General features: G+C 60.0%; 12 protein-coding genes. 8 read left to right on the top strand and 4 right to left on the bottom strand.

Annotation, left to right across the window (positions count from 1 at the left end; all coding sequences use genetic code 11):
- Positions 1–50 precede the first annotated feature (50 nt).
- Positions 51–1,745 carry an S-layer protein gene (locus NW844_RS09350; RefSeq protein WP_414335120.1) on the bottom strand — a complete coding sequence of 565 codons (1,695 nt, stop codon included), beginning with the start codon at positions 1,743–1,745 and terminating at the stop codon, positions 51–53.
- A gap of 309 nt (positions 1,746–2,054) precedes the next feature.
- Here NW844_RS09350 and psbE point away from each other — a divergent pair, with 309 nt between their 5' ends.
- From psbE to purH, 8 genes are all read left to right on the top strand, one after another.
- Entirely contained in the window at positions 2,055–2,300 is a 246-nt protein-coding gene (psbE, locus tag NW844_RS09355) for a cytochrome b559 subunit alpha (RefSeq protein WP_414335121.1), read from the top strand.
- Between the two features lie 75 nt (positions 2,301–2,375).
- Positions 2,376–2,507 (top strand): cytochrome b559 subunit beta, encoded by a 132-nt coding sequence (gene psbF / locus NW844_RS09360; protein ID WP_414335122.1) that lies wholly within the window; start codon positions 2,376–2,378, stop codon positions 2,505–2,507.
- 5 nt (positions 2,508–2,512) lie between these two features.
- Complete coding sequence (locus tag NW844_RS09365) at positions 2,513–2,638, top strand: photosystem II reaction center protein L (RefSeq protein ID WP_011431223.1); 126 nt, start codon at positions 2,513–2,515, stop codon at positions 2,636–2,638.
- 140 nt (positions 2,639–2,778) lie between these two features.
- Positions 2,779–2,898, top strand: a complete 120-nt coding sequence (locus NW844_RS09370) for a photosystem II reaction center protein J (RefSeq protein WP_414335132.1) — start codon at positions 2,779–2,781, stop codon at positions 2,896–2,898.
- Positions 2,899–3,353: 455 nt separating this feature from the next.
- Positions 3,354–4,247 carry a 4-hydroxybenzoate solanesyltransferase gene (locus NW844_RS09375; protein WP_414335123.1) on the top strand — a complete coding sequence of 298 codons (894 nt, stop codon included), beginning with the start codon at positions 3,354–3,356 and terminating at the stop codon, positions 4,245–4,247.
- A 150-nt stretch (positions 4,248–4,397) separates the two neighbouring features.
- Positions 4,398–5,900, top strand: a complete 1,503-nt coding sequence (locus NW844_RS09380) for a hypothetical protein (protein WP_414335124.1) — start codon at positions 4,398–4,400, stop codon at positions 5,898–5,900.
- A gap of 119 nt (positions 5,901–6,019) precedes the next feature.
- Positions 6,020–6,835 (top strand): serine O-acetyltransferase, encoded by an 816-nt coding sequence (cysE, locus tag NW844_RS09385; protein ID WP_414335125.1) that lies wholly within the window; start codon positions 6,020–6,022, stop codon positions 6,833–6,835.
- A gap of 106 nt (positions 6,836–6,941) precedes the next feature.
- Positions 6,942–8,534, top strand: coding sequence for a bifunctional phosphoribosylaminoimidazolecarboxamide formyltransferase/IMP cyclohydrolase (gene purH / locus NW844_RS09390; protein ID WP_414335126.1), 1,593 nt, complete (start codon positions 6,942–6,944; stop codon positions 8,532–8,534).
- Here the strand turns inward: purH and NW844_RS09395 are convergent.
- The 3 genes from NW844_RS09395 to NW844_RS09405 all read right to left on the bottom strand — a co-directional run.
- Positions 8,519–9,052 carry a pentapeptide repeat-containing protein gene (locus NW844_RS09395; protein WP_414335127.1) on the bottom strand — a complete coding sequence of 178 codons (534 nt, stop codon included), beginning with the start codon at positions 9,050–9,052 and terminating at the stop codon, positions 8,519–8,521. The genes purH and NW844_RS09395 overlap by 16 nt on opposite strands.
- A 103-nt stretch (positions 9,053–9,155) precedes the next feature.
- The gene (locus tag NW844_RS09400; RefSeq protein ID WP_414335128.1) at positions 9,156–10,358 is read right to left on the bottom strand and encodes a carbohydrate ABC transporter permease; all 1,203 of its coding nucleotides are present in this window, start codon (positions 10,356–10,358) and stop codon (positions 9,156–9,158) included.
- 108 nt (positions 10,359–10,466) lie between these two features.
- On the bottom strand, positions 10,467–11,762 hold a 1,296-nt coding region (locus NW844_RS09405; protein ID WP_414335129.1), incomplete at its 5' end, for an ABC transporter substrate-binding protein.

Below are 11,762 nucleotides of genomic sequence, written 5' to 3' on the forward strand. Positions count from 1 at the left end.
GCTTGCGCCAGCGGGATAAAGTTTTCACGATGCTGCGCGGCAAGTTTTGCTCAGGGAGCGATGGTGATCGGCGAGGGGCTGGTTTGGACGGCCCTTTGCCCGCCCCGCTCCAGGATCACCTCGATGAGGCCGTTGTTGACCGGCTGCATGTTGAAGGGCAGTTGTTGCTGGGTTTCATAGAGTCCGGGCGCCACCTCCCGCATCTCCACCTCTGGCGTCACCCCGACGATGCGAAAAGCTGCCCGCCCCCCTGGATCCCCTCGCATCGTCACTTTGAGGATCTCGCCCATGCGCAGGCTGGTGCTGTTGGTGGTAATGCTAAAAATCTGAGGCGGCCCAGCAGCGACAGGCCGAGAAGCTGGCTGAATGGTGGAGCGGGTTCCCTTGGATCCATCGATTGCAAAAGGGAAGATCTCGCGATACTCCTGGCTGAGGCCGTCTTTGCTGAGCACAATTCGCAAAACAGGGTTGCTGGCTTGGTGGGTGGGGGCCACCACGTAGGTGCCCTCGTAGTGGTTGGGTCGCACCTCCCGCATCGGCTGGTTCAGGGCCAGATTCCCCAAATCAAACTGGGCGATCCCTCCCGAGTCCCCCCAGATGGCAATGGTGAGGATATCCCCTTCCACTAGGTCGCGCTGGGGATCCAGTCGAATCGCCTCAATACGTGGAGAGCGGTTGCCGGCTGCGGTCAGAGGAGCGGGGGTAGCCGGCTGCGGCAAAGGGGCGGGGGGAGGAAACACCGGTTCTACCGACGGGGGAGCGACATTGCCCAGGGCCAGTTGAGGGAGCCGCCGCTGAACGCGGGTACTGACTCCATTGAGGCTCAGTTGGATGCGGATGTCGGGGCCAAAGGCACTGTCTTGAGGGCCAAGGGTGTAAACGGCGCGGTAATAGCCGGGCTGCACTTCTTCCATGGGCAAACCCCGCACCAGGTCGCCAATATCCACCGTGGCCCTGCCGTTGGGAGTGCCCTGGGCCTCAACGGTCAAGGCTTTCCCTGCCGGCACCACTCCCGACTCAGGGATAACCCGCGTTTGTGAGATTTCGGGTTGGACGGTCTCGGCCACCGCAGCGGGAGAAGGTCGCAACTGCACCACCGGAGGCGGCAGAGGCGAAAGCTGACCGCGATACACCAACGCCTGATGTAACAGCACCGCCCCCTCAGCTCGGCTCAGCACCCGATTGGGCCGCAGCCGGGCGGGATCCGGCACATTCACCAATAGCCCCGCTTCACCCGCCATGGCCACAAAAGCCCGCCCTACCTCCGGCACCTCAGCAGCATCGCTGTAGAGAGCCATCCAGCGCTCAATATCGGCCTGGTTGGGAGCAGGCAGTTGCAGGGCCCGCACCAAAATGGCCAGGGCTTCCAGGTGGGTGAGATCTCCTTGGGGACGAAACTCGTTGCCTTCGTACAGGCGCATCGCCCCCGCCTGCAACACCGCCTGGGCCGTCCAATAGTCGGGGGTATTGGGCTCGAGATCGCGAATTTCTTGCACCTGGTTGGGGTTGGGGATGTAGCCGAAAAACTCCGTCAGCCACTGGGCCAATTCTAGTCGGGTGAGAGTGGCCGACAGCGGCTCCTGGGTGAGCACCAGATCCGTCTGACGCTCCAGCGCCGCCACGTAGGCATCGGCCCAGGCCAGCGAGGCTTGCTGCTCCACCCCTTGAGACCAAGCCGGCAGGTTGACGCTCGACCAGCCCAGCGTCCAACACAAACTCAGAGCTAGGGGCCACGAGCACCGCATAGCTGTTACTCCTGTTCCGTTGACATCCCCTCAGGGCCAGCTTATCTCAAACTTCCGCCGTGTCCTCAAGCCTTCGATACCAGTTGGGATTGCGCCCTTTGGCAGTGGGATTCTCAAAACTCGAGTGCAAAAGCTCGCCGCAGGGATCCACTAAGAGATTTTACCTATGCGGGATGAGATCTGGCCTGGCGGCAAAGGGCCTGGGCAATTGCCTCATAACTTGTAGTTGTGCATCCAAATCCTTATCATTGTGTTATAGACTCGGAAAGTTCAGAAAGCACTTTTGCCCTTACCCCAGGGAGGAGTTTCATGGCTGGCAGCACCGGAGAGCGACCTTTTGCCGACATCATTACCAGTGTCCGCTACTGGGTCATTCACGCACTGACCATTCCCGCTTTGTTTTTGGCAGGCTGGCTTTTTGTGAGCACGGGCCTGGCTTATGATATTTTCGGTACCCCGCGTCCCAATGAGTATTTCACGGCAGAGCGGCAGGAGCTGCCGATTGTCAGCGACCGCTTCAATGCTCTGGAGCAGTTGGAGAGGCTAGCTCGCTAGGAGGGGCTGCGGGCAGGCAAGCCACTTGTTGTTTCAATTTGTAAATAAATCGTTTTTTTGCGTAGGATGAGACCTATGGCCAACAAATCTGACGAACCTGTTTTCTACCCTGTTTTTACCGTCCGTTGGCTGGCGGTGCACACTTTGGCGATCCCAACTGTTTTCTTTTTGGGAGCTATTGCTGCGATGCAGTTTATTCAACGGTGAACCCAATGGCTGATCAACCCGAAAAGAATCCCAACACCCAACCGGTGGAGCTAAACCGCACTTCCCTGTACCTGGGTTTGTTGTTGGTGTTCGTGGTTGGGCTGTTGTTCTCTAGCTACTTTCTCAACTGAGGCCAGAGTTACATTATTCTGCTCTTGGGGTTGAGAGAGGGCAAGAAGGAGCAACGTTGGCTTCTGGCTGGCCCTTATTTCTTTTACTTGAGGCTGCAATTTCTGCCAGTTTTGTCTTTTTCTATTGGAGACCAGTTGCTATGACCAGTCAAGCAAGGATTCCTCTGTGGATAGTAGCCGTGATTGCCGGTTTGGGAGTGCTCACTGTGGTCGGGCTTTTCTTCTACGGTTCCTATGTAGGCCTAGGCTCGAGTCTGTAAGTTTGAGGCTTCTTGTCTTGGGTTAGTGCTACACATCGCTAACGCGAACAATATCCCTGAACCCAGCAAATAGTAGGATAGCCTCACATCGGCTGCGCTATAGTGTGAGGTGTGGCTGAACGAGCCTTCCGCTACCGCTTCTTCCCAACTGCTGAGCAAGAAACCCTGGGCTGTGTAAGGGGAGTGACCTCAATGTAGGACACACCATGACCGGGATATCAATGCTGCCATCAACCTTTTGGCTGCTGGACAGTCGGTGACAGTCTGTGGAGTGAGTGTAAGACCTGATAGACATGAGTCTAGAGGGCAACTACGAAAAACTCGCAGGGGAAGGAAGCGGAAACCCAGATCGTGAAGTCTGGGAATCTCCCCTCTACGGCTCGTCGGGGCCTAGCGGGAGAGGATGTCAAGCCCACACCCCTCGGCAACTCACGCTTTTGGGCCGGAAACTGGCTATGGCTGCCCCACTCTGGGCCACCGGCGGGGCCATTCTGCGGCTGCTGCGCTGGCACAAGCCGGCAGGGCGATTGATTTTGATGATCCCGGCCCTGTGGGGGGCCTTTTTGGCCGGGCGGGGAACGCCCCCCTGGCCGTTGATCGGGATCCTGATTTTGGGCAGCTTGGCCACCAGTGGGGCGGGCTGTGTCATTAACGATCTTTGGGATCGGGATTTGGATCCACTGGTGGAGCGCACCCGCAACCGCCCCTTGGCCAGCCGGGAGCTGACGGTTGGCGTCGGGATCCTGATGGCCCTGCTGAGTTTGGCCTGCGCGGCAGGGCTGGCGCTGTTTCTCAACCCGGTCAGTTTTGCCCTTTGTGTGGCGGCAGTGCCGGTGATTCTGCTCTATCCGGCGGCCAAGCGGGTGTTTCCGGTGCCCCAACTGGTGCTGTCCCTGGCCTGGGGATTTGCCGTGCTCATCAGTTGGACGGCGGTGAGCGGTCAAGACCCGAACACGCCCCTATGGGAGGAAGGGTTGGGCTGGCTGTGGCTGGCCACGGTGTTGTGGACGTTGGGGTTTGATACGGTCTACGCCCTCTCGGATCGGGAAGACGATGAACGGGCCGGGATCCACTCCAGCGCCCGTTTTTTCGGGCGACAGACGCCGACGGCGGTGGGACTGTTTTTTTTGGGTGCCGCCATCGCTCTGTTGGGGGTGGGGATCAGCCTGAGGTTGCACTGGGTTTATTTCCTCAGCCTGGCCATTGCTGCCCTCCTCTGGGCCCGGCAAACCTGGCAGCTTTACCAGGTCAATCCCCCTCCCACCCTGTACCCGGCCATCTTCGGCCAAAATGTGGTGCAAGGGTTTATCCTGCTGGCGGGGATGATCGGGGGATCCTTATTGGCCTAAGGGATCCTTTTTCAAGCTCGTTGGATTGGGATTATTGGGGAACCTGAATTTGCAGGCCCTAGATCCCGGCAGCCTGCCAACCAGGCGGAGGCGGCCCGTGTCCACAAGCAAACTGTACAATGACGACAACTCCAAGGATCTCAGCCCCCGATGGCCCTCCTGAGCGGCAGTGAGCCGCCCTATGACATTCTCATCCTCTCAAACGGCCCTGGAGAGCTGACCACCTGGGTGCGTCCAGTCGTGATGGAATTGCGACAGCAATTGCCTCAGGCGCGCCTCTCTCTGGTGCTTGCCCCTTGCCCCCATGCTTCCGGGCAAGAGATGAGCATAGCCCAAGCGTTTATCGACGTGGATCGGGTACAGGATCCCGATTTTTTTCTGGCTTTTTTGCTCACCGGCCAAACCGAAGAAGCCTGGGATTGGGCCAGGCGAGGGGTGGTGCTGTTTTTGGGGGGGGATCAGTTTTTTGCCGTCTGGATCGCTCGCCGCTTGCGCTATCGACTGGTGGTCTATGCTGAGCATCGGCCCCGTTGGCGACCTTGGGTAGACGCTTTTGCCCTGCGAACAGAGGCGATCAAACGCCGCTACGACGGGGGACGCCTCCTGGGCCACCGCTGGGCCCAGAAGATGCACGTGGTCGGGGATTTGATGGCGGATGGCGTGGCCAGCGCCGTCTATTTGCCGGGGGTGCCCCTTCCCGGCTGGCTTGGCAGCAGATCCCCACAGCCGCCTGCCGCCAAACCGACGGCGGGTTTTTCTTCCCTAACTCAAGTTTTCGGCCCGCTCCAAGAGGCATCTCCCAGCCCTGTCAGTGGGATGGAGCCTGCCAAGACCGCGCTGGAACGGGTGGAGCACCGCTGCAGCGATGGAGAATGGCTACCGCGTGGCTGGCAGCGCCTGAGCGATGGCAACCGCACCCACTATCAGGTGGGATTGCTCCCCGGCTCCAAACCGGCCAAGCTTTCTCTGGGGGTACCGCTGGTGTTGGCCGTAGCCGATGAGCTGCGACAGATGCTGCCCAATGTCCGCTTCGTGATCCCGGTGGCCCCAGGACAAACGCCTCAGTCGCTGGCCGGCTATGCCCATCCTAAGCTCAACCCCGACATGGCTGTAATCTATGGCACCTCGGCCATCCTGGAGCAAACCAATCTGGGCTCCCAATTTGTCACCCCCTTTGGCAGCATTGTGCAATTGTGGACAAGCTTTCCTGCCTATTCTGTGCTGGCCAACTGCGATCTCTGTCTGACCACTGTTGGTGCCAACACCGCCGAGCTGGCCTATTTGGGGGTGCCGATGGTAGTGGTGATCCCCACCAACAAGCTGGAGGCAATGCGCGCCTGGGATGGGATCCTCGGCCTGCTGGCCCGCCTGCCTGGCCTGGGTACGGGGTTGGCTCGCCTTATCAACAGGATTGCCCTGCGGTGGCTAAACCACTTGGCTTGGCCGAACATCTGGGCCGGGCAAGAGGTGGTGCCGGAGTTGCGGGGCCATTTGCGCCCGCTGGCCGTGGCCGAACAACTGCGAGTTCTGTTGGAGGATCCCCAACGACGCCAGCAGATGCAGACGGAATTGCAGCGGCTGGGGGGAAGGCCGGGAGCCGCGCAGGCGATTGGGCAACTGGTGGCTCAGCAGTTGGGTAGAGGCTTGAGGTAGAAGGAAGCTTGCTTGAGCTTAATCCGGCAGAGATCCCCCTTGCGCGGGAGATCGCTTCTGGCTGCTGGCAAAAAATGCTAGAAGGGGAAGCAGTGGAGGTTCCTCAACGGAGACCATTCATGCTGACAAAGGCCAATCGCGTCAGCGAGACGGAGTCCTCGCAGCCGGCGGTGGAAAGCTCCCAAACTGAGGCGAGCGATGCTCTCCCTTCCGGCAAGCCGGAGCCAAAGCTGGGGTTTTGGCAGCAATTTTGGGAAGATGTTGATTGCGTCTTCGAGCGGGATCCGGCGGCGCGCAATCGCTGGGAGGTGATTTTCACCTATCCTGGCGTGCACGCTTTGTTTCTGCACCGCATCGCCCACTGGCTATGGAAACGGCGCTGGTTTTTTCTGGCGCGGGTGATCAGTTTCTTCGCTCGTTCTTTCACCTTGATCGAAATTCACCCGGCAGCCCAGATTGGGCGGCGCTTTTTCATCGACCACGGCTGTGGGGTGGTGATCGGCGAGACGGCGGAGATTGGCGACGATGTTACCCTTTACCACGGGGTCACTCTGGGAGGTACCTCTTGGAGCAAGGGCAAGCGGCACCCCACCCTGGAAAACGGAGTGATTGTCGGCACGGGGGCAAAGATTTTGGGGCCGGTTCGCATTGGCGAAAAAGCCCGGATCGGGGCCAACGCGGTCGTGATTCAGGATGTGGCTCCCGGCATGACGGTGGTCGGGATCCCAGGGCGGGCGGTCATCCCACCCCATCAACGCCGCATCCCTGCCCATGGCATCGACTTAGACCACCATCTCATGCCCGACCCGGTGGGGCGCGCTATCGAGCAGTTGCTGCACCGTATCCAAGACCTAGAAGCCCAAGTAGCCCGTCTCAACCAAGAGCGGGAAAAAGCTCGGCAGGATGAGGTTGGCGGCGGCTCAGAATATTCTTAGCAAGAGAGGTGTTGGTCTGTAAAAATCCAAGTCACTCGGAAGATGGGGCGGCTGACGCGGTATGCTGTGGGGGCGCTGAGCTGTTTTTGACTGATCACGCCGTCCGATGCTGCTTCAGAATCCTGTAGCTTTGTTGAGTGTTTCCGACAAGACCGGGCTCATCCCGCTGGCCCAGGCCCTTGTCCAGGAGCACGGCTTTCAACTGCTCAGCAGCGGGGGCACGGCCAAGGTGCTCTCAGAAGCCGGGATCCCGGTCACGCCTGTTTCGGCCCACACCGGCGCGCCAGAGATCCTGGGGGGACGGGTGAAGACGCTGCACCCCCGCATTCACGCCGGCATTTTGGCCCGTCTGGATCATCCCGCAGACCAAGCGGATCTGGAGGCGCTGGGGATCCCTCCCATCCAACTGGTGGTGGTCAATTTCTACCCTTTTGAGCAGACGGTAGCGCAGGCAGAGGTGTCTCTGGCGGAAGCTTTTGAGCAAATCGATATCGGCGGGCCCACTTTGGCGCGGGCGGCAGCCAAAAATTATCCCTACGTTACGGTGCTGACGGATCCCAGCCAATATCCCCGGTATTTACAACTGTTATCCGGCGGGGATGGGGAAACGGAGCAGTTGGCGTTTCGCTTTCAGTGTGCCCGTCGGGCTTTTGAGCAGGTGCTGGCCTACGACCGCGCCATCGTCAACTACCTGGCCCGGCAGTCTCAAGCTCCCCCGACCGCTCCCGAACCTGTTTTTCAACTGCGAGGGATCCCCTGGCAGCGCCTGCGCTATGGGGAGAACCCCCACCAAGCTGCCACTTGGTACGTGGTGGATCCGGCTGCCCCCGGCTGGCATCGGGCCCAACAATTGCAAGGGAAGGAGCTAAGCTACAACAACCTGCTGGATCTGGAGGCGGCCCGCGCTCTGGCGGCGGAATTGAGCCTGTGTCTGGCCGGCGAGCACGACCCCGGACAGGCGGTGGCGGTGGTGGTGAAGCACAACAACCCCTGTGGCGTGGCTGTGCGCCCATCGCTGGCTGCTGCCCTGGAGGCGGCGCTGGCTGCCGACCCGGTTTCGGCCTTTGGGGGCATCGTCGCCCTTACCCAAACCTTGGATCGGGAGACCGCCCAGCGCCTGGCGGAGCCTTTTTTGGAATGTGTAGTTGCCCCCGCTTGCACCCCAGAGGCGGCTGAGCAGCTGGCGGCCAAAAAAAACCTGCGGGTCTTGGTCTTGCCGGACTTTTGTGTGGGGCCGGCCCAGACCCTTCGCACCCTGGCCGGGGGCTTCCTGGTGCAAGAGGCAGACCGGCTCCAGGGATCCGACCGCCAACAGTCCTGGCGGGTGGTGACCGAGCGCCAGCCCACCCCGGCAGAGTGGTCAGATCTGGAGTTTGCCTGGATCGTTTGCAAGCACGTGAAATCCAACGCCATTGTTGTCGCCCGGCAGGGACAGACGATGGGCATTGGGGCCGGCCAAATGAACCGGGTGGGGGCCGTGGAGATCGCCCTCAGGCAGGCCGGCGCGCGGGCGGCGGGAGCGGTTTTGGCCAGCGACGGCTTTTTCCCGTTTGCCGACAGTGTGGAGGCAGCCGTCCGGGCCGGGATCCGCGCCATCATTCAGCCGGGAGGCAGCATTCGGGATGCCGATTCCATCGCTGCCGCTAACGCTGCCGGTATTGCCATGGTCTGCACCGGCAGGCGTCACTTTTTGCACTGAGGGCAGCCCAAACTCTCGCAAGTGGCAACGCCTGTCACGGGGTGGGATCCCTCGGCTCGCTCGCACAACTGCCGCAGAGCCGCCCGATCCACGTAGGCCTCGCTGAAATCGGCGCCGGCAATCTGCGCCCCCTGCCAAGCCACTCGCGCGGCAATCGCCCCTGTAAGGTTGGCCCCCCTGAGATCGGCTCCGGCCAAATTGGCCAGATCCAAGAGGCTATTGCTCAAGTCGGCGCCCGACAGATTGGCCTCTGCCAGATTGGCTTTGGTAAATGCCGCCCCCGCAAGGTTGGCCCCATGCAGATCGGCGCCCTGCAAGTTGGCCCCGACAAAGCTGCTGCCCCGACAATCTTGGCCGGACAAATCCTGACCCTGCAGATCGGCATTGCTGAAATTGAGACGGGTTTGGCTGCCTGCCGGGGCTCCCCAGAGGAGCCACAGCAACAGAATGGCCGCCAGCAAGATGCCCAGCTTCCCGAAGTTGCGCCGGCAGGTCGAGGGGTTGGATTTTGCAGCCATTGGGGATCCCTAGATTGCTCGGCCACCATTCTTGCCGATTTTCTTCTCGCTCATCACACAGGGGCTGCTGCAAACTTCGATGCACCTCCCCTTGCAGCAGAGATTATCCGCCGTAGGTCACATTCCGCTCGGTGGTGCGAAATTGCAGGATCGTCAGCCCCACCACAATGAGAAACAGCACAATGGATTGCGCAGCAGCCCTGCCCAAATTTCCCGAAGACACTCCAATTTTGTAGATCTCGTAGATCAACACCGAGGTGGATCCCGAAGGGCCGCCGGCAGTCAGCAAATCAATGGTGCCAAAGATATCGAAAAATGCATAGGTCATGTTGGTAATCACCAAAAAGAAGGTGATGGGGGAAAGCAGGGGTAGGGTAATGGCAAAAAAGCGACGAAGAGCGCCGGCTCCGTCAATGGCAGCCGCCTCCAGCAGATCTTTGGGCAGATTTTGTAGACCGGCCAGGTAAAACAAAATGTTGTAGCCCATCTGCTTCCAAACGCTGGCAAAGATCACCACCCAAGGGGCCAAGTTGGGATCGCTCAGCCAGTTCAAACGTGGGATCCCTACCAGCCCCAGTAAATAGTTAGCTACGCCGCCCAAAGGGTTGAACAGGATGAAGAAGATGATCCCGGCCACCGCCGGCGAAATGGCGTAGGGCCAGATCAACAAAACACGATAAATCGCCGCCCCGCGAATGGGCTGATAGGCCAACGTGGCGATCAACAGGGATCCGCTCAGTCCCAGCACCACGATGGCCGCCGAAATGGCAAAGGTAATCCCCAGGCTGCGCAGATAGGTGGCATCCGTCAGCAAGGCAGTAAAGTTATCCACACAAACGAAGCGGCTGCGCGGCGCCCCCACAAAGGTGAGCAGGGTGGAAAGGCGCAGGGTATCCAGCCCTGGGTAGTAGAGAAACACCACCAAGATCGTGAAGGTGGGCAACAGAAGCAGCCAGGCCAGCCACCCCTGCTTGAAGATACCCCTCTCTTGGGGAGTTGCTCTTTGGATCCCCAGGCGGCGCTCCTGTTCCTTGCGGATCCACGCCAGCAGCGGCCAGAGAGGGATGGCCATGCCCGCCAGCACCAGCCCCACACCAAAAACCAGGTCGATGACCTTGCGCTCCGGCGCAAAGGTGCAAAAATCCAGCGGCACCATGAAGATCAGGGATCCCAGCCCTCCTGCCAGCCCCCCCAGAGCCGCCCCCAGCAGCACAGGTCGCTCGATGCGCCGAAAACGGGATCCCACCCAGAGGGCCCCTGACAACCCTGCCAGCAGTGGCACCAGCACTTGCATCCATTGCCCCATGTTCTCTCTCCCCTCTAACCTTGCAAAAGCCAGGAAAGGGGCAGGCCGCCGCCCACCCCCTATCCTCGATTTCGCCGTCAATCTGGCGGCATCCTAGCTCCTAACCAATTACTGATAGAGGGAGTTGTACTCGGCCAGCAGGCGGTTGGCAGTCTCGTTGGCCTTGGCCATGGCTTGGGCCGGCTCCCCGCCTTTGAGCATGAGATCCTCCATGGTTTGGGTGACCACATTGCGAATCTCGGGAAAAGCCCCCAACAGCGCCCCACGGGTGGCAGGAGTGACCTTGGAGTTGTTGATTTGGTCGCTGGCGGTGAAGAAGTTGGGGTTTTCCTTGAACCAGCCCTGCGACTCCAGCAAGGCTACCGAGCTTTTGCGAATGGGCAGATAGCCGGTTACCTTGTGCCATTCGGCAGCATTTTCGGTGTTATTCAGCCACAACATGAAGGTCAGCGCCCCCTCTTCCACCTCTTTGGGCAGATCTTTCACCAACCAAAGGCTGGCGCCCCCAATCAAGTTCCCCGTCCAACCCTTGTCGGCGTTGTAGGGCATGCGGGTGGTGACCAGCTCGATGTTGTTCTGCTTGGCGGCGTTGGTGATGTTGGCCGCGTCGGCGCTGCTGGTGATGGCCATGGCAACGGTGCCGGTTTGGATGGCCTGCTCCGTGGCCGCCCAATCCCGCTGCTTGCCGCTGTAGATGTAGTAGCGTTTGTCGTACATCCCTTTCCACCAAGTAGCAATGGCTACTGAAGGCTCCGAGTCCAAAAAGACCTGGGTGGCCCGGGCGGCACGGCCATTTTCGTTGTTGGCCAAGAGAGCATCTTGCTGCGCCATCCACTGCTCGTAGAACCAGCCGTGGTTGGGCCAGGTGACGCAGCCCTGAGGAGCGTCGGGAAGCGCCATGATCTTCTCGCAGGCGGCTTCCAGCTCCTGCCAGGTGGCCGGCGGCTTCTCGATCCCGGCTTTCTTCAAAATGGCGGTGTTGGAGTAGAGGATGGGGCTGGAGCTGTTCCAGGGCATGGAGGTGAACTTGCCGTCCAGGGTGTAGTAGCTCACCACCGGCTCGATAAAATCGTCGAAGTTCACCGGGATCCCGTTCACCTCGGTGCGGTTGCCCAGCGCATCGGCGATGGACTTGAAGTAGCCGAAATCCCGTGCCCGTTGGGTGCCCACCTCAAACCACTGCACCACCGAAGGAGCTGCATTTTGTTGAATGGCCAGGTCGGTGGCCTGTTGAATTTCTTCGTAGTTGCCGTAGCCCTCAACAGTTACGTTGTACTGAGGAAATTGCTTGTTAAACTCTGCCGCTTTTGCGCGGGCCCAATCGAGACGGTTATCGGTAAAGGCAATCCAAACTTTGACGTTGGCAGGAGACTGGGCAAAGCTGTCGGCAGCCAGGAAGGCAGC

The sequence above is a fragment of the Synechococcus sp. H55.2 genome (genome assembly GCF_047462495.1).
Classification (GTDB): Bacteria; Cyanobacteriota; Cyanobacteriia; order Thermostichales; family Thermostichaceae; genus Thermostichus.